Annotated in this window: 10 protein-coding genes; 9 read left to right on the top strand and 1 reads right to left on the bottom strand. The window is 61.5% G+C overall.

Translation table 11 applies throughout. From position 1 onward, the window contains the following. Positions 1–883 precede the first annotated feature (883 nt). A complete protein-coding gene (locus ACF0H7_RS07725) occupies positions 884–5,734 on the bottom strand; it encodes an NAD-glutamate dehydrogenase (RefSeq protein WP_397452182.1) in 4,851 nt (1,616 codons plus the stop codon). Between the two features lie 449 nt (positions 5,735–6,183). Between ACF0H7_RS07725 and ACF0H7_RS07720 the strand changes: the two genes are divergently transcribed. The 9 genes from ACF0H7_RS07720 (at position 6,184) to ACF0H7_RS07680 (ending at position 18,815) form a co-directional block, all read left to right on the top strand. Next, positions 6,184–6,543: a hypothetical protein gene (locus tag ACF0H7_RS07720; RefSeq protein WP_397452181.1), complete on the top strand. Its 360-nt coding sequence runs from the start codon at positions 6,184–6,186 to the stop codon at positions 6,541–6,543. A 360-nt stretch (positions 6,544–6,903) separates the two neighbouring features. Then, a complete protein-coding gene (locus tag ACF0H7_RS07715) occupies positions 6,904–7,863 on the top strand; it encodes an AAA family ATPase (RefSeq protein WP_397452180.1) in 960 nt (319 codons plus the stop codon). Next, complete coding sequence (locus ACF0H7_RS07710) at positions 7,844–8,812, top strand: DUF58 domain-containing protein (RefSeq protein ID WP_397452179.1); 969 nt, start codon at positions 7,844–7,846, stop codon at positions 8,810–8,812. Before ACF0H7_RS07715 ends, ACF0H7_RS07710 begins: the two co-directional genes overlap by 20 nt. After that, entirely contained in the window at positions 8,809–9,303 is a 495-nt protein-coding gene (locus ACF0H7_RS07705; RefSeq protein ID WP_397452178.1) for a DUF4381 domain-containing protein, read from the top strand. The genes ACF0H7_RS07710 and ACF0H7_RS07705 overlap by 4 nt, the downstream gene beginning before the upstream one ends. Next, entirely contained in the window at positions 9,296–10,366 is a 1,071-nt protein-coding gene (locus ACF0H7_RS07700) for a vWA domain-containing protein (protein WP_397452177.1), read from the top strand. Before ACF0H7_RS07705 ends, ACF0H7_RS07700 begins: the two co-directional genes overlap by 8 nt. Then, complete coding sequence (locus tag ACF0H7_RS07695) at positions 10,363–12,108, top strand: VWA domain-containing protein (RefSeq protein WP_397452176.1); 1,746 nt, start codon at positions 10,363–10,365, stop codon at positions 12,106–12,108. The genes ACF0H7_RS07700 and ACF0H7_RS07695 overlap by 4 nt, the downstream gene beginning before the upstream one ends. Next, a complete protein-coding gene (locus ACF0H7_RS07690; protein WP_397452175.1) occupies positions 12,105–13,784 on the top strand; it encodes a BatD family protein in 1,680 nt (559 codons plus the stop codon). The genes ACF0H7_RS07695 and ACF0H7_RS07690 overlap by 4 nt, the downstream gene beginning before the upstream one ends. A 145-nt stretch (positions 13,785–13,929) precedes the next feature. Beyond that, a complete protein-coding gene (locus ACF0H7_RS07685; RefSeq protein WP_397452174.1) occupies positions 13,930–15,174 on the top strand; it encodes an exonuclease SbcCD subunit D C-terminal domain-containing protein in 1,245 nt (414 codons plus the stop codon). Then, positions 15,171–18,815: an AAA family ATPase gene (locus ACF0H7_RS07680; RefSeq protein ID WP_397452173.1), complete on the top strand. Its 3,645-nt coding sequence runs from the start codon at positions 15,171–15,173 to the stop codon at positions 18,813–18,815. Before ACF0H7_RS07685 ends, ACF0H7_RS07680 begins: the two co-directional genes overlap by 4 nt. The last annotated feature ends 48 nt before the right edge of the window (positions 18,816–18,863 follow it).

The raw sequence follows: 18,863 nt of genomic DNA, 5'->3' as shown, positions 1-18,863 counted from the left end.
TTTTTATGGGTTGGTTTGTGTGTATATCCGGTATTTGTGGGGGCTGTTAGTACGGTTCCGCCCTTACGGCGGCTCACTTTTGGCAAACAGCCCCAAAAGTAAGCAAAAGGTCCTTGCCCCGCCATACGGGTCCTCGCTTAGGCTCGGACTGCCCTCACTCCGGTCCTGTTCCGGGGGCACGCCGCGACCCGCCATCCCTGGCGGGGGTCGCGGCTTGCTCGACATCCATGTCGAGCATCCCCCGGAACAGGACCTGCGCTCGGCCTGCTGGGAACGGAGCGATAGTGGGTTTCGTCAGTTGGATCGCAAAGATCAAAATCAAAATCAAAATCAAAAAATATCCTGTAGGAGCTGCCGAAGGCTGCGATCGACCGGGAACCGGTCGCTGCGTTCTGTGGCCAATCGCAGCCTTCGGCTCCTACAGGGGGTCTGTGTTATGTCAGACGCACCGCGCGAAGCCGCTCGCCAACAAGTTGGCTCCAAAAAAGCCCAGTCAACCAAAACCCTGAGTACATTGAATCTCGAGGCCGGGGAAAGGCCCCGTTTTCAGAAGGCTGAACGCAGGCGGTGTTCCGGGGGACGCGAGGCAGGGATGCCGAGCGAGCCACGACCCCCGCCAGGGATGGCGGGTCGTGGCGTGCCCCCGGAACAGCGCCGGAGTGAAGGAACCCCGAGCCAAAGCGAGGGGCCGGATGTTGGGGCAAGCGTTTTGGTTCCTTTTTGGCGTTTGAAAAAGGGACACGCCGTACGGGCGTAACCGTACTAAAAGTTAAACGCCGATAACGGATATGTACCCCAAAATACCAGTTAAAACCAAAACCAAAACCCATAAAAAAACCCCACATCTCACGATGCAGGGTTTTCCTATTACCAGAGAATCAAATCAAACCACGCTGGTTTGACCACTCATCGCCAGGTCCAGCAACTCACGGTTGGCCACCGCATACATCGCGTAGTCCGTCCCGCTCGCCGCACGCAACTCAACCAACATTGCACGCCAGCGCTCAACCATCGGCAGATGCTGTTCCAGCCACGCATCCAGACGCTGATCGATCTCTTCCGGCCGCTGCAGCACCGACACCGTGATCGCACGCTGTTGCCAGTCGATATCGTCACGGAACGCTTCACGCGCCAGCGCTTGCCAGTTGTTTTCCACCGGCAAGTTGCTGATTTGCTGCAAGTACCAGGTCACGTCCAGCGTGCTACCCACGGCGAAGTAAGCCTTGGCCACGTCGGCAGCGTTCTGCCCGGTGACGTCCGACGCTTCGATGATCGGCAACAGCGTGTACAGGTGAGTGGTGCCGGCAACCATCCGCGCCAGTAACTCTGGCACACCGGCTTCGACGTACGCCTGATAACGGGTCTGCCAGACTTCGCGAGTCGGGCCTTCCAGCAGTTCGTCGAGTTTCAGACCCAGTGCCGCCAAGTGCGGACCGAAGTGCGCAACGTCACGCGCAGCGTCCAGTTCGTTACGACGGCTGCGCAGGAACCAGCGCGTCGCGCGACGGCCCAGGCGCATCAGTTCGTCCATCAAGGCCAGCTGGATTTCAGCCGGAACCTTGGAGTCCAGCGCTTCGATCTGACGGAACCAGTGCGGGAGATGGAAGATGTCACGCACGATCACGTAAGCACCGGCCACGTTGGCAGCGCTCATGCCGGTCGACTCTTTGAGTCGCTGCACGAAGGTGATGCCCATGTGGTTGACCAGGTCGTTGGCGATCTGGGTGCTGACGATTTCACGCTTCAGACGGTGACGGCGCATGCTGTCGGAAAACTTGCTCGCCAATGAAGGCGGGAACGCCGTTTCCATGTCGCGCGTCAGGTAGTCGTCGTCCGGAACGCGGGATTCCAGCAGCGCTTCCTTGAGGTCGATCTTGCTGTACGAGATCAGCACCGACAGTTCAGGACGGGTCAGACCATGGCCGGCGGCGACCCGCTCGACCAATTGCTCTTCGGTCGGCAGGAACTCGATGGCGCGATCCAGCTTGCCGCGCGCTTCCAGGTCGTTCATCAGACGCTTGTATTCAGCGATCCGCTCGTAAGCACGACGGGCCGCCAGGGACAGCGCCTGCGTCTGCTTGTAGTTGTTGCCCAGCACCAGGTTGCCGACTTCGTCGGTCATGCTTTCCAGCAACAGGTTGCGCTGCTTTTCAGTCATGTCACCGGCCTGAACCACTTCGTTCAGCAGGATCTTGATGTTCACTTCGTGGTCGGAGCAGTCTACGCCACCGGCGTTGTCGATGAAGTCGGTGTTGGAACCGCCGCCATTGAGACCGAATTCCACACGACCCAGTTGGGTCATGCCGAGGTTACCGCCCTCGCCCACCACTTTGCAGCGCAGTTCGTTACCGTTCACACGCAGCGCGTCGTTGGCCTTGTCGCCGACATCGGCGTGGCTTTCTTCGCTGGATTTGACGTAAGTGCCGATACCGCCGTTCCACAACAGGTCCACTGGCGCCTTAAGCAAGGCATTCAGCAGTTCGGTCGGGGTCAGTTTGTCGGCGGTGATGTCAAAGCGTTCTTTCATCTGCGGGGTGATGGCGATGCTTTTCAGGCTGCGAGGGAAGATACCGCCACCTGCCGACATGATGCTGGTGTCGTAGTCGGTCCACGACGAACGTGGCAGGTCGAACATGCGCTGACGCTCGGCGAAGCTGCTGGCCGGCTCAGGGTTTGGGTCGATGAAAATGTGCAGGTGGTTGAACGCAGCGACCAGTTGCAGTTTTTCGGACATCAACAGGCCGTTACCAAATACGTCACCGGCCATGTCGCCGATGCCGACCACGCTGACGCTTTCTTTCTGCACGTCGATGCCGCGCTCACGGAAGTGACGCTGCACACCGACCCACGCGCCTTTGGCGGTGATGCCCATTTTCTTGTGGTCGTAACCGGCCGAACCACCGGAAGCAAACGCATCGCCCAGCCAGAAGCCGTAGTCGATGGCGATGCCGTTGGCGATGTCGGAGAAGGTTGCAGTGCCTTTGTCTGCCGCAACTACCAGGTACGGGTCATCGTCGTCGTGACGCACGACGTTGGTCGGCGGAACCAGCGCGCCTTCTTTCAGGTTGTCGGTGATGTCCAACAGACCGGAAATGAAGATGCGATAGCACGCGATGCCTTCCGCCTGGATCTCGTCGCGACTGCCGCCCAGTGGCATGCGACGCGGCAGGAAGCCGCCCTTCGCGCCCACCGGCACGATCACCGAGTTCTTCACTTGCTGGGCTTTTACCAGGCCCAATACTTCGGTGCGATAGTCTTCTTCACGGTCCGACCAGCGCAGGCCGCCGCGAGCGACGTTGCCGAAACGCAGGTGAACACCTTCGACGCGTGGCGAGTAAACGAAAATCTCGAACTTCGGCACCGGCTTCGGCAGCTCGGGAATCAGCCGCGGGTTGAACTTGAAGCTGAAGTAGCTCTTGTTCTGGCCGCTGGCGTCCGGCTGGTAGAAGTTGGTACGCAGGGTGGCCTTGATCAGGTCCAGGTAGCGACGCAGGATGCGGTCTTCGTTGAGCACCTGAACGTCGTCCAGGGCGGAAACAATCGCTTGCTCCAGACGCAGTTGCTTGTCGTCCAGGTCGTCGGCGGACAGCTTGCGCGCCAGGTAGAAGCGGGTCTTGAACAACCGGGTCAATTCGCGCGCGATGTCGGTGTGGTTGTTCAGGGTGCTGGCGATATAGCCGAGGTCGAAGCCCAGGCGAATCTGCTTCATATAACGGGCGTAAGCACGCAGTAACGCCACGTCGCGCCATGGCAGACCCGCGGTCAGTACCAGACGGTTGAACGCATCGTTCTCCGCGTCGCCGCGCACGATGTGCACGAAGGCATCTTGCAGGGTGTCGTTGAGCTGCTGGATGTCCAGGTTCAGCCCTTCACCGGCGGTGAAAGCGAAGTCGTGAATCCAGAATTCGCGGCCGTTGGTGTGACGCAGGCGATACGGGAACTCGCCCAGCACGCGCAGGCCGAGGTTTTCCAGAATTGGCAGGACGTCGGACAGCGCCAGCGGGGTATCGGCGTGGTACAGCTTGCAATGCAGTTGTTGCTTACCGGCTTGAGCCAGTGGCTGGTAGAAACTCATCACCAGCGGGCTGGCTTCGTTGAGGCTCAGCAGGTGCTGCATGTCGACCACGGCCGAATGCGCGGCAAAACGCTCGCGGTAGCCCGCCGGGAAGCCTTTCGGGAAGTCAGCCAGTACGTTGGTGCCGTGGGCTTCGCCGAAGCTTTCGACCACCAGACTGGAGTAATCGTCCTGCCACGAACGGCAAGCCTGGATCACTTCGTTTTCCAGTTGCTGCGGATCGATGTTCAGGGTGATTTTCGGGTCCACACGCAGAATCAATTGCACGCGCGCCAGGACGGACTCGGAGAAGAAGGTCCAGAACTCGCAATCGCTGGCCTGCAGGCGATCCATCAGCACTTGCTGGATCTTCTGTCGAACTTCGGTCGAGTAAACGTCGCGCGGCACGTAGGCCAGGCAGTAGCAGAATCGGCCGTACGGGTCTTTGCGCAGGAACACGCGGATCTTGTTACGTTCCTGGATCTGCACGATCGACATCACGGTGTTGAACAGCTCGTCCACCGGGGTCTGGAACAGGTCGTCGCGCGGCAGCACTTCCACCACCTGCGTCAGTTCCTTGCCCAGGTGCGCCTTGGCGTCGAAACCGGAGCGGCGTTCCAGCTCGGCCACCTTCCGGCGGATGTACGGAATCTGACGCACGCTTTCGCCATACACCGACGAGGTGTAGAGGCCCATGAAGCGGCATTCCTTGATCACTTTACCCGTGGCGTCGATCGTGCGAATCGACACATAGTCCGGGTATGCCGGACGGTGTACCCGGCTTGGGTGTGCAGCCTTGGCGAACGACAGCAGCATCGGCTCTTGCAGGTAATTCACTGCGTAGTCTTCGATGTGCCGGTCGGCGATGGTCAGACCAGCGCGCAGTAGCTTGGTCAGGCCGAGGAACGACGATTCGTCGTAGGCGATGTAGCCGCCATTCTCGTCGCTGCCAACTTCGAATTCTTCATAACCGAGGAAGGTGAAGTGGTTGTCTACCAGCCACTGCAGGAAGACCTTGATCTCGGACTTCTCGTCTTCATCGATGGCATATTCCAGGGTGTCGATGCCCGCCAGCAGTTCGCCGATCTTGGCCTTCATCGGCAAGAAATCAGCGACTGCAACTCGCACTTCGCACAACACTTTTTCCAGCTCGCGGACCAGCACGTTCATTTCGGCGGCGTTGGCGCAGCGGTCGATCTCCAGGTACATCAGCGATTCTTGCTGGATGTCGTCGCCGTGGGAGCCTTTTGGCAGCAACTCCAGCAGCTCGCCCGCAGGACCGCGACGTGCACTGAGTACCGTGGTTTGCAGGGTGTGGATGCTGTAGCCGCGACGGTTCAGCTCGGTACGGACCGAATCCACCAGGAACGGCAGGTCGTGGTGCAGGACTTCGACCGCGGTGTGGGTCGATTGCCAGCCATGACGCTCGTAATCAGGGTTATAAACGCGTACTTGCGGCTGGGAGGACTCGAAGCGCTCGAGCAGACGCCAGGCAGAAAGGGTGCAGCCCGCCAGGTCGGAAAGGCGGCGCTGGGTCAGCTCGTCGAGGGAAATGATGCCAAAGAATTGTTCAGCGAACAGCGCCACTTGTGGCAGTGCCTGTTCACTGATGTGCTGCGCCAGTGCTGCTTGCAGTTGATGCTGAAAGTCAGACTTGCTGGCTGCGGTGAAGAACGCCATCTGTAGTACTCCGCTTGGGCTTTTATTGATGGAAGCGTCGTATCCCCCTGTTTCAGGGGATCGCCATCACGCGTGCTGGGGGGTGAAACGGCAGCAGCGCCGCATGACAGGGTAGTGAAGCTAAAGAACAAACGCTCGTCACGAGGGGGTAGTCACATGCTTTTTTTCAACAAAGGCCCCTGTAAGGCAGATGGGCATCTTCAAAAACGACTGCCCAGGCAGGCTGTGTCTTTAAGGGTGTCCATCTGCTGCGCAGCTTAACGACAGCTGACAGGAGGTTGCTTGCGGTGCTGCGACATATTCGGTCATAGGCACGTAACAGACGTGTGACAAAGCGTTTAAATGACCATTGGCAACCGATAAAGTGCCAAAACCACCGTCGATTAATCGGCAAAAAACGACCGGGGCTGGCAGAATCCCGTTCTGACCGCCCAGACCAGGAAAACCTCATGCTCATCAATACCGCAATGCTCATCGTCAACCCGTGCGACGACGAATACGACGACATGGCCCTGTTCTGCTGCCACAGCGATACCGGCGACCTGTTCTCGCTGACCCGCTTCCCCGACGAGAACCAGGTGGAAATCACCGTCGGCGACGACAAGACCCTGAACCTGAAAAGCCTCAAGGTCACCTTCAGCGCCGAGCGCGTGCTGGTCGAGCTGGATCCGGCCGACGGCAAGCAACTCGATGGCCACACCGAATACGAAATCCGCCACGACACCCCGGCGTCGGAACTGCGCGATGTGCAGGAGACCTTGCAGATCATCCTGGAAGATGTGGGTACTTACGTCAGCGAGATCGAGTAACGACTATTCGCAGGCAATATGTTCTGACGCAATACACATACCCCCTGTAGGAGCTGCCGAAGGCTGCGATCGGCTGCGCAGCAGTCGTGTTTTCATAATCGCTGAAGGTCCTTCGGACCTTATCGCAGCCTGCGGCAGCTCCTACAGGGATCTGCGCGAAAATGACCAAAAAACACCACTAGTCCCGCAGGCGGCCGACTCATCACGTCAGGCATTTCCAAACCTGTCGTAAACTCATTCTGTTAATCCGGTAAAAATCCCTCTCGCCGTTAGTCGGCACCGCCCCGGATGGATTAAAGTATCGCCCCCACCTTCAGCGTCATTGGACGCGGCTGGTCACCCTGTCAGGAACCATCAACGATGGAACATCGTGAAGCGCTGATTGCGCTGCGAACCTTTCTCTCAACCCAGATTCTCGGTCAGGAAAAGCTGATTGAACGGCTGTTGATTGCCCTGCTTGCCGACGGCCATATGCTGGTCGAAGGGGCTCCGGGCCTGGCCAAGACCAAGGCGATCAAGGAATTGGCCGAAGGGATCGAAGCGCAGTTTCACCGCATTCAATTCACCCCCGACCTGCTGCCCGCCGATATCACCGGCACCGAGATCTATCGCCCGGAAACCGGCAGTTTCGTGTTCCAGCAAGGACCGATTTTCCACAACCTGGTGCTGGCCGACGAAATCAACCGCGCCCCGGCGAAAGTGCAGTCGGCGTTGCTCGAAGCCATGGCCGAGCGTCAGGTCAGTGTCGGGCGCAGCACCTACGATTTGTCGCCCTTGTTTTTGGTGATGGCCACCCAGAACCCCATCGAGCAGGAAGGCACCTATCCCCTGCCCGAGGCCCAGCTCGACCGCTTTCTGATGCACGTCAAAATCGGATTCCCCGACGCGACGGTTGAACGCAAAATTCTTCAGCAAGCTCGTGGCGAAGCGCTGAACGGCGAGACCAAGCCCGAGCGCCGGGTCAGCCAGCAGGCGATCTTTGCTGCGCGCAAGGAAATCCTCGGCCTGTACATGGCCGATGCCGTGGAGGAATACCTGGTGCAACTGGTCATGGCCTCGCGCACGCCCGCCAAGTTCGATCCGGAAATGGCCGACTGGATTGCTTACGGCGCCAGCCCGCGCGGCTCCATCGCCCTCGACCGCTGCGCACGGGCGCACGCCTGGCTGGCCGGACGTGATTTCGTCAGCCCCGAAGACATTCAGGCGGTGCTGTTCGATGTGTTGCGCCACCGCATCATTTTGTCTTTCGAAGCCGAAGCTGCCGGGATCGATCAGGATCGGGTGATCCAGCGCATTCTCGATGTCGTCGCCGTTGCCTGAGCCTATGCAACCGCAGCCGAGGGCCGAGCCAGGCATTCGCATTACTCTCGAACAATTGATCGAGATGCGTCACCGCGTGCGCGAAGTGCAGTTGTTTTCCACACCTGGCCAACGCAGCCCGCTGATCGGCCTGCACCATTCCAAGTTGCGCGGCCGTGGCGTCGACTTCGACCAGGTGCGGGTCTACCAGGCTGGCGACGATGTGCGCACCATCGACTGGCGGGTTACCGCTCGCACCCAGGAGCCGCACACCAAGCTGTTTCATGAAGAACGCGAGCGGCCGATTTTCATCATGGTCGAGCAAAGCCGACGGCTGTTTTTTGGCTCGGGGCTGATGTTCAAGTCGGTGCTCGCGGCCCAGGCCGCGGCCTTGATCGGCTGGGCCGCACTGGGCCACAACGACCGGGTCGGCGGGCTGGTGTTTGGCGACAACGAGCACTACGAAATCAAACCCCGACGCAGCAAGCAAAGCCTGTTGCAGCTACTCAACCGACTGGTGCGGGTCAACCAGTCGCTGCACACCGAAATCGAGGCCGACCGCGACGCGTTCGGCATCGCTCTGCGCCGGGCCCGCGAAGTGCTGCGCCCCGGCAGCCTAGTGTTTGTGATCTGCGACGAACGGGCGATTTCCGACGCGGCGGAGCAACAACTGAGCCTGTTGTCGCGGCATTGCGACCTGCTGCTGTTGCCCTTGTCCGACCCCTTGGACCATGCACTGCCCGCCGCCGGTTTGTTGCGCTTTGCCGAACGCGGCGCACAATTGGAACTCGACACCCTGAAACCGGATCTACGTCAGGCCTATCGTGCCCAGGGCGAAGCACGCACCGCGCGCTGGGACCTGCTCGCGCAAAAGCTGCGCGTGTTGTTAATTCCGTTGAGTACCCAAAGCGAGATCGTCGACCAGTTGGATGAGTACCTGAAAGCCCAGCGCCCCGGAAGAAAACGATGAGCAGCCTGGAGCAACTGCAACCCCTGATCCCGCCACCGGAGATCAGCGCCTGGCCGCCTGCGCCGGGCTGGTGGGCGTTGCTGGTGCTGGTGCCGCTGGCCATCTGGGGCCTGTGGCGTACGCGCCATTACTGGCTGAGCCGCCGAGCGACGACCGACGGCGAACAACCGCTGGACCCGGTGCGTGTCGCCGCGCTGGAAGAGTTGGCGCAACTGCCCAAACCTTATGACGGCGCACCCGCCGGTGCCTGGCTGCAACAGATCAATGCGTTGCTCAAACGCCTGTGCCGCAACCACTATCCCAACAGCCACAGCCATACCCTGAATGGACGCAAATGGCTGGCGTTTCTCGACAACCGCTGCCCCGCTGCCGGCCTGACGCGCTGGATGGTGTTGGTCGAAGGCGTGTACAAACCGGAATGCAAACTCGATGACAAAGCCATCGCCGGCTTGAACCAGGCCGTCGCTACCTGGATTCGCAAGCATGTTTGAATTCGCCTGGCCGTGGCTCTTCGCGCTGTTGCCGCTGCCTTGGCTGCTGCGCATTGTCCTGCCTGTGGCCGACAGCGGCGAAGCGGCGCTGAAGGTCAGTTTTCTCAGCGAGCTAGAAGGTCTTGCCGGACGCAGGGCCCGGGCCAACCTGCCCGCCTGGCGACAGATGGCGCCGTTCCTTCTGCTGTGGCTGTTGTTGCTGACCGCAGCGGCACGCCCGCAATGGCTGGGCAATCCGCTGCCGATCGCCGCCAGTGGCCGCGACCTGTTGCTGGCGGTGGATGTCTCCGGTTCCATGGACTATCCCGACATGCAATGGGAGGACGACGATGTCAGCCGCCTGACGCTGGTCAAGCACCTGCTGGGCGACTTTATCGTCAGCCGCGAGGGTGATCGTGTCGGCCTGATCCTGTTCGGCAGCCGCGCCTATGTGCAAGCACCGCTGACCTTCGACCGCCACACCGTGCGTGTCTGGCTGGACGAGGCGAGGATCGGCATCGCAGGCAAGAACACCGCCATCGGCGACGCCATCGGCCTGGCGCTGAAACGCCTGCGCCAGCGTCCCGCGCAAAGCCGGGTACTGATCCTGGTCACCGACGGCGCTAACAACGCAGGGGAAATCGATCCGCGAACGGCGGCACGTCTGGCGGCCGGCGAAGGGGTGAAGATCTACACCATCGGCCTCGGTGCCGACCCCAATGCCAACGGTGCGCTGGGCATGCTGGGCCTGAGCCCGAGCCTCGATCTGGACGAGCCCGGCCTCAAGGAAATCGCCGACCTCACCGGCGGCAAATACTTCCGTGCCCGGGACGGCCAGCAATTGCAGAAGATCAAACAGACGTTGGACAAACTGGAACCGGTGGCGCAACAGCCGACCCAGGCGCGTCCGGCGCAACCGTTGTACCCATGGCCGCTGGCCGGCTCGGTGCTGCTGAGTCTGTTGCTGGTGGTGCGCGAGCGCTGGCCGAACACGCTGGTGCAGCGTTTCTTCAAGCAGAAGACCTTTTTGCCGTCGAATCAGCAATGGCGCCAGCGCCTGAAACGCCTGCGGAGGCGCCGATGATCGCGCTCTGGCCACACTGGCAGCGCCCCGGGTGGGTGTTATTGGTACCGCTGCTGGGCTGGTTGCTGTGGCAACTCTGGCATCGGCAAAAACGCGTCGGGCGCTGGCAGATGATCCTGCCGCAAGCCTTCCATGCCGTGCTGCTGGGCGGCAGCACCGGGCGTGACAGCAAATTGCCGTGGGTTGCGCTGGGTCTGGCCTGGGCCCTGACCGTGCTGGCGTTGATGGGGCCAAGCTGGCAACGGGTCGAGCAAAGCAGCCAAAAACCTGCCGATCCGCTGGTGGTGTTGCTGGAGCTGACCCCGGAAATGCTCGCCACCGATACCCCGCCGACGCGCCTGGAACAAGCCCGGCGCAAGCTGCTGGACCTGTTGCAGAAGCGCGTCGATTCGCAAACCGCAATCATCGTCTACGCCGGCAGCGCCCACACCCTGGTGCCGCTGTCTGATGACCTGGGCACCAGCCGCAACCTGCTGGACGCGCTGAAGCCGTCGATCATGCCCGAGGCCGGTCATCGCGCCGACCTCGCGGTGATCAAAGCCCTCGCCCTGCTCCATCAAGGCGCTCAGGGTCAGGGACGTTTGCTGCTGATCGGCTCGTCACTGAGCGAACAAGAACGCCAAGGCATTCGCCAGGCCCTGGGTCGCGACGCGCCACCGCTGTTGATCCTCGGCATCGGCACCACCGACGGCGTACCGGTGGCTCAAGAGAGCGGCGGCTTCCTCAAGGACGAACAAGGCGCGATTCTGCTGCCGCGCCTGGACAATGCCAGCCTGAAAGATTTCGCCAGCGAACTCGATGGGCTCTATCGTCAGGCGCGCCTGGATGATTCCGATCTGCGTGGCCTGGGCTTGATGGACAGCCCGCAAAAACTGCGCGGTAACGGCCAGACGGTGAAGCTCGACAGCTGGGACGATCAAGGCCCGTGGCTGCTGCTGCCATTGTTGCTACTGGCGGCCTGTGCCGGGCGTCGTGGCTGGTTGTTCTGCCTGCCGCTGCTGTTCATCGTGCCGCAGACCAGCTACGCCTTCGAGTTCAACGACCTGTGGCTGCGCCCCGATCAACAGGGCCAGCGTCTGCTCGAGGAAAGCCGCCCCGCCGAGGCCGCACGGCACTTCGCCGACAACCAGTGGCAAGGCATCGCGCTGTACGAAGCCGGTGATTACGCCAGCGCCGCTCAGCGATTTGCTGAAGGCGACAGCGCCGCCGAGCACTACAATCGAGGCAACGCCCTGGCCAAGATCGGCGACCTGGACGCGGCGCTGGACGCCTATGAACAGGCACTGGAACGCCAGCCCGACCTGCAAGCGGCGCTGACCAACAAAGCCTTGGTTGAACAGATCATCCAGCAGCGAAAACAGCAGCAACAACCGCAAGCCGAGGCCAGCAAGCCCGCCGAGAGCAAAAGCGAAGAGCCGGGCCAGACTCAACAGCCCGGCGGCTTGACCGCTCCGCAAGGCCAGGAGCAGACCACGCCGCCCTCGGCTCACGACAGCACGGCCCAGGACAGTAACACCAGCAACCCGACGGCAGCGGCGGGCGGCAACGAGGTTCCGGGTTCGCAATTGGGCGATGAAAGCACCACCCGCCCCCCGATCAAGCCAGCCGACAGCACTGCCCTCAACGGCGAGCGGCGACAGGCTTTGGAGCAATGGTTGCGGCAGATCCCGGACGATCCCGGCGAGTTGCTGCGACGTAAATTCTGGTATGAACAGCAACAACATCAGGAACAGATTCGATGAGTCGCGCCCACACCTTATTCATCAGCCTCATGCTCTGTTGCGTGGCCTTGTCCGCGCAGGCAGCGCAACTGGTGGCCAGTGTCGATCGCGCGCGGGTGAACGCTGGCGAAACCGTTGAACTGACCCTGGAATCCGACGACCCGACGCTGTTCGGCAAGCCCGATCTGAGCAGCCTGAACACCGATTTCACCGTGCAGGACACCCGCCAGGTCAACCAACTGACGACCCTCAACGGTAACGCGCAGGCCACCACGCGCTGGATCATCACCCTGCTGCCGAAGCAAAACGGCACCGTGGTGATTCCGTCGTTGCAACTGGGCGAGCTGAAAAGCCAGCCAATGACCGTGCAGATCGTGCAGGGTGACACCCAGGACGTGGCGGCCAAACTGGCCCCGGTTTTCATTGACGCCAGCCTCGATCAGGACAGCGTCTACGTCCAGGCCCAGGCGGTGCTGACCTTGCGCGTTTACCATTCGGTGTCGCTGTTTGACGACAGCAACCTGACGCCGCTGTTGATCCCGGATGCGCGCATCGAAAAGCTCGGCGACGCGCGCACCTATGAAAAGCTGATCAACGGCGTGCGCCACGGCGTGATCGAAATCCGCTACGCAATTTATCCACAACACAGCGGCGTGATTCAGGTTCCTTCGCTGGTGTTCAGCGCGACCATGGTCCAGGACGTCCACTCGTCAGCGGCTGCCGAAGTGCCAGGCGCCGAGGCCCAAGCACAGACTAGCGCGTCGTCGACGCCAAAGCCCGGCAAGCTGGTGCACGTCAGTTCGGCCGAGCTGCCGCTGAACGTCAAAGCCAAACCCGCCGAATACCCGATCGACGTACCGTGGCTGCCCGCGCGTAGCCTGAGCCTGAGCGAAAGCTGGAACCCGGAGCCGGACCACAGCCTGGTCGGCGACTCGTTGACCCGTAGCCTGACGGTCAAGGCCGAAGGCCTGTCCAGCGCACAATTACCGCCCTTGCCGGCCACCGAGGTCGCCGGTCTGCGGCGCTATCCCGATCAACCGAAACTGGCCAACAGCAACAGCGAGCGCGGCTTGATCGGCAGCCGTGAAGAGCGCGAAGCGCTGGTGCCGACCCGACCCGGCGCCATCGATTTGCCGACGGTGGACGTGGTCTGGTGGAACACCCATGAAAACCACCTGGAACACACCAGCCTGCCTGCGCGGACCTTGCAGGTGGCAAGCAATCCGAGCCTGGCGGTGGACACACCCGTCAGCACCAACAGCCTGAACGGCAGCGGCCCTTTGTTGTGGCCGTGGCAACTGAGCACGCTGATCCTCGCACTGACCACCCTGACCGGTTTCGGCTTGTGGTGGCGGGCGCGCTGGCAACCGGCGGTAGCGCGGGTGGCGCAGGTCGGACCGAGCCCGCGCACCGTGCTCGACGACTTGAAAAAGGCCAGCCTGGCCAACGACCCGCAAGCGACCCGTCAGGCGCTGGATGCCTGGGCGCGTCAGCAGCCGGAGACCCTGGCCGACATGGCAGCGCGTTTCGTGCCGCTGTCTGACGCCCTCGACGGTCTCAACGGCGCGTTGTACAGCGAAGCGGGGCACTCGTGGCAAGGCGCGGAACTGTGGAAAGCCGTGGGGTCGCTACCGACCGGCGAGCACAGACAAGACCCTACGGCCGATGCCAGCTTGCCGCCGCTCTATCCCAAATAACTTGCGTCTGACTGCAACAACCCTGTAGGAGCGAACTTGTTCGCGAGGCAGTTCCCCTGGCACACCGCGTCAGGCCTCTCGCCAACAAGTTGGCTCCTACAAACGATTGTGGTCAGGCGATACTTATTCATGACAAGGAAACCCGATGCGCCTGTTCCACACCTCTGACTGGCACCTTGGCCAGAACCTGCACGGTCAGGAGCGCGACTTCGAACACGGCTGCTTCCTGAGCTGGCTATTGGGTCGGCTGAACGCGCGCCAACCCGACGTGCTGCTGATCGCCGGCGACATCTTCGACACGGTCAATCCGCCGGTCAAAGCCCAGGAGCGCCTGTACGACTTCATCGTCAATGCCCACGAACAGCAGCCCTCGCTGACCATCGTGATGATCGCCGGCAACCATGACTCTGGCTCGCGCATCGAATTGCCCGCGCCATTGATGCGGCGCCTGCGCACCCACGCCCTCGGCCGCGTACTGTGGCTCGACGACGGGCAACTGGATGCCGAACGCTTGCTGTTGCCGTTGCCGGATAAACACGGCGACATCCGCGCCTGGTGCCTGGCCCTGCCCTTCCTGCGCCCGGCGGAGGTCACCGGTCCGATCCTCGGCGACAACTACCTGCGCGGCATTGGTCAGGTGCACGAGCAACTGATCGCCGCCGCCAACCGCAAACGTCAGCCCGGGCAAGCGCTGATCGCCATCAGCCACGCACACATGGCCGGTGGTTCGGTGTCGGAAGATTCCGAGCGCAGCCTGATCATCGGCAATGCCGAAGCCCTGCCCGCCAGCCTGTTCGATGCCAGCGTCACTTACGTCGCCCTTGGCCATCTGCACAAGCCGCAAAAGGTCAACAGCGAAGAGCGGATTCGCTACAGCGGTTCGCCGATTCCGCTGTCGTTCTCGGAAATCGCCTACCAGCACCAGATTCTCGAAATCAATTGCGCGGGCGAGGAGCTGATCAGTATCGAGCCGGCCTTGATTCCCCGCGCCGTCAATTTGCAACGTGTCGGCCCGGCGCCCTTGGCCGAACTGCTGCTGCAACTGAACGACTTGCCGAACATCGATCTGCTGGCCGACGTCGACCGCCAACCCTGGCTGGAAGTGCGCGTGCGCCTCGACGAACCGCAGCCGGACCTGCGTCAGCAAATCGAAACCGCACTGCAAGGTAAAGCCGTGCGCCTGGTACGAATCGGCACCGAATACGCCGGCAAAGGCGATGGCGAAGGTGGCGAGAACGACGACGGCCTGATCGACCTCGATCAACTCAGCCCGCAAGAATTGTTCAGCCGCGCCTGGCTGGACAACTATGGCAGCGAGGTCGACGAACAAACCCTCAAGGACTTCGCCACCCTGTTGCAAGACGTGCAACTGGAGGGCGAACAGCCATGAAAATCCTCGCCATCCGCCTGAAAAACCTCGCTTCGCTGGCCGGCCCGTTCGAGCTGGATTTCACCGCCGAACCCTTGGCCAGCGCAGGTCTGTTCGCGATCACCGGGCCGACCGGCGCCGGCAAAAGCACCTTGCTCGATGCCCTGTGTCTGGCGCTGTTTGGTGCTATTCCGCGGCTGAGCAATGTCGGTCAATCAAAAGTCCCGGAGATCGATGGCGACATCAGCACCAACGACCCACGCACCCTGTTGCGACGCGGCACCGGCAGCGGCTTTGCCGAGGTGGATTTTGTCGGCATCGACAAACGTCGTTATCGCGCCCGCTGGGAAACCAACCGCGCCCGCGATAACGCCAGCAAAAAGCTCCAGGCCAGCCGCCAGACCCTGACCGACCTGGACAGCGAACAGATCCTCAGCAGCCAGAACAAAACCGAATACAAGACGATGCTCGAAGCGCGTCTGGGCTTGAACTTCGAACAGTTCACCCGCGCCGTGATGCTCGCGCAAAGCGAGTTCAGCGCCTTCCTGCGTGCCGATGACAAAGAACGCAGCGAGCTGCTGGAAAAACTCACCGACACCGCAATCTACAGCCAGCTGGGCCGTCGCGCCTACAGCAAAAGCAAAGAAGCCGAGAAGGCCCACGACGACCTCAAGGCACAGGCCACGGGCGTCACGCCGCTGCAGCCAGAAGCGCGCGCCGAGCTGGATCAGCGCTTCAACGACGCCCAGCAATCGCTCAAGACCCAGCAAGCGCAACTCAAGCAACTTGAGTTTCAGCAGCAATGGCTAAAAATTCTGTTGCAGTTGCAGGACGAGCAACGCAGCGCCGCCGAGCAATTGCAGGCGGCACAGACTCATTGGCAAGGTCAGGCTGGCGAAAGGCGCAACCTGACGCTGCTGGAACAGCTGGCGCCGCAGCGTCATCAATTCGCGCGGCAGTTGGAGTTGAATGCGCAACTCAACCCACTGACGGCGCAGATCCAGCAACGCCTGCAACAACACACCGAGCTTGAAGCACAACAACAGCAACTGGAAAAAGCCCGTGTCGACGCGCATGCCGCGCTGAGCACGGCGCAACAGCAGCAGACCGACGCCGCGCCCCTGTTACAGCAGGCGTTCAAGGCACAGAACACCCAGTCGCACCTGCTTCAGGAGTTGAACCAGGCCAGCGAACGCCAACAGCAGGCCGAGCAACACTGCGCCGAAGGCCAACGGGCGTCGCAGGGGATGCTTGAGCAACAGCAACGGGTGGCCGAACGTCTGCAACAGATCGCCGCGCAACTTGAAAACAGTGCGGCACTGGCGCCACTCAGCGAAGCCTGGAGCGCCTGGCGCGATCGCCTCAAGCAACTGATGCTCACCGGCAATCGCCTGAAACAGGGCGAGAACGAACTGCCGCAGTTGGAGCAACGCGCCGCCAGCGCCAGCCAACAATTCAGCGAACAACGCAGTGCGCTGGAATTGCTGTACCGCGAAGCCGGGGCTGAAGCGGAAGCCGTCGCCGAACAGATCCAGATTCTCGGCAGCCTGCTGCAAGACAATCGCAAGCAGCAACGCGCCTTCGAAGACCTGACACGCCTGTGGGCCAGCCAGCAAGAGCTCGACAAACGCTCGCTGGAACTGACGCAAAAACTACAGGACGCGCAACAACAGCGGGATCTGCTCACCAGCGATGGCCTGCAAGCCAAGAACGCGCTGACCGTTGCTGAACAAACCCTCAGCGTCACCCAGCAACTGCTCGAACGCCAGCGTCTTGCGCGCAGTGCCAGTGTCGAAGAACTGCGCGCGCAATTGCAGGACGATCAGCCGTGCCCGGTCTGTGGCAGCAACGAACATCCTTATCATCAGCCCGAAGCACTGTTGAGCAGCCTCGGTCGCCACGATGAAAGCGAAGAAGCCAACGCGCGCAAGGCGGTGGACACGCTCAAGGAAAAACTGGTGGAGCTGCGGGCCAACGTCAGCGGCCTGATTGCCCAGCAAAAAGAATTCCTGCAACAACAGGAGCAGTTGGCGACTCAGCAACAGGCCTTGGCCCCGAGCCTCGACGCCCACCCGCTCAGCGCCCGCCTGCTGGAACAGGAGGCCGACAAGCGCAGCGCGTGGTTGAGCCAACAACTGAATCAGCTGACCCACAGCATTGGCCAGGACGAACAGCGGCAAACCGCGCTGCTGACTCTGCAAAAAGATGCCGGCCGCCTACAGCAACAACTGCACGCTGCCCAGGAAGCCAGCCAGCGTGCCGCGCAACACGTCGTCGATCAACAGCGACAACTGGCGGTCGACCGCGAACGTCTGGAAGAAGAACTGGCCGCATTCGCCCCGCTGCTGCCTGCCGAGCGGCTCGATGGCCTGCGCCACGAAGCCGCGACCACCGTCATACAGCTGGAGCAGCAGGTCAGCCAGCGCCTCGACCAGCTTGAGCAACAACGTGACGAGCAATCGGAACAGCGCGAGCGTCAGCAGAAAATCGAGTTGGAACAGGCGCAGCAACAGTCACGCCTCAAGGCGTTGGCAGACCTGCAACAACGCTGCGCCAGCCTGGCCGAGCAACAGCTCGCCAGCCAGCAGAGCCTCAGCCAATTACTCGGCGAACAACCCGGCGCCGAGGCCTGGCAACAGCACCTTGAACAGGCCGTGGAACAGGCGCGTCAGGCCGAAAACACGGCCGATCAGACGCTGCAAAACGCCCAACGGCAGTTGATTCAGCTCAGCGCCGAGCACACCGCCCTGCAGGAACGCTTGTCTGATCTGGAACGCGAACACAGCGAGCTAAGCACCAGGATCAGCGAATGGCGTCAGCGCCATCCCGAACTGGATGACACCGGTCTGGCCGAACTGCTGACAATCGATGATGAGCAAGTCAACCAACTGCGCCAGCAACTGCAGGCCAGCGAAAAAGCCGTCGAGCAGGCCAAGGTCTTGCTGCAAGAGCGCGAACAGCGCCTGGTCAGCCACCAAGCGCAACACAACGGCAACCTCGACGCCGAGCAATTGGACAGCGCCCTCATCGAGCTGCAAAACCAGTGCGCTACCAGCGAACAGCTCAGCGCCGACCTGCGCGCCCAACAAGCCGACGACCAGCGCCGACAAGATGCCAACCAGGCACTGGCGCAACAAATCGCCGGGGCTTATGCCGAGTATCAGCGCTGGGCACGCCTCGCGGCGTTGATCGGTTCGGCCGAAGGCGACAAGTTCCGCAAGATCGCCCAGGCGTACAATCTCGACCTGCTGGTGCATCACGCCAACGCCCAACTGAAGCAACTGGTGCGCCGTTACCGTCTGAAACGCGGCGGCAGCATGCTCGGATTACTGGTGATGGACACCGAAATGGGCGACGAACTGCGCTCGGTTCACTCGCTGTCCGGTGGCGAAACCTTCCTGGTGTCGCTAGCCTTGGCGCTGGGCTTGGCTTCCATGGCGTCCAGCACGCTGAAAATCGAGTCGCTGTTCATCGACGAAGGCTTCGGCAGCCTCGACCCGGAATCGCTGCAACTGGCGATGGATGCCCTCGACGGCCTGCAAGCCCAAGGGCGCAAGGTCGGGGTGATCTCCCACGTTCAGGAAATGCACGAACGGATTCCGGTGCAGATTCAGGTTCGGCGTCAAGGCAACGGTTTGAGCACCATTGAGGTCAGCAACTGACGAGATTTTTTGTCTCGCACACAAACTGTGCGACCCTACACACCCACG

The organism is Pseudomonas sp. NA-150 (assembly GCF_044336365.1).
Lineage (GTDB): Bacteria > Pseudomonadota > Gammaproteobacteria > Pseudomonadales > Pseudomonadaceae > Aquipseudomonas.
The sequence above is the reverse complement of the archived record's forward strand: the minus strand, read 5'-3'. Positions and strand labels throughout refer to the sequence as shown.

Coding starts and splice junctions, on each gene's coding strand:
- ACF0H7_RS07725 (WP_397452182.1), bottom strand. CDS start 5,734: ATGGCGTTCTTCACCGCAGCCAGCAAGTCTGACTTTCAGCATCAACTG.
- ACF0H7_RS07720 (WP_397452181.1), top strand. CDS start 6,184: ATGCTCATCAATACCGCAATGCTCATCGTCAACCCGTGCGACGACGAA.
- ACF0H7_RS07715 (WP_397452180.1), top strand. CDS start 6,904: ATGGAACATCGTGAAGCGCTGATTGCGCTGCGAACCTTTCTCTCAACC.
- ACF0H7_RS07710 (WP_397452179.1), top strand. CDS start 7,844: ATGTCGTCGCCGTTGCCTGAGCCTATGCAACCGCAGCCGAGGGCCGAG.
- ACF0H7_RS07705 (WP_397452178.1), top strand. CDS start 8,809: ATGAGCAGCCTGGAGCAACTGCAACCCCTGATCCCGCCACCGGAGATC.
- ACF0H7_RS07700 (WP_397452177.1), top strand. CDS start 9,296: ATGTTTGAATTCGCCTGGCCGTGGCTCTTCGCGCTGTTGCCGCTGCCT.
- ACF0H7_RS07695 (WP_397452176.1), top strand. CDS start 10,363: ATGATCGCGCTCTGGCCACACTGGCAGCGCCCCGGGTGGGTGTTATTG.
- ACF0H7_RS07690 (WP_397452175.1), top strand. CDS start 12,105: ATGAGTCGCGCCCACACCTTATTCATCAGCCTCATGCTCTGTTGCGTG.
- ACF0H7_RS07685 (WP_397452174.1), top strand. CDS start 13,930: ATGCGCCTGTTCCACACCTCTGACTGGCACCTTGGCCAGAACCTGCAC.
- ACF0H7_RS07680 (WP_397452173.1), top strand. CDS start 15,171: ATGAAAATCCTCGCCATCCGCCTGAAAAACCTCGCTTCGCTGGCCGGC.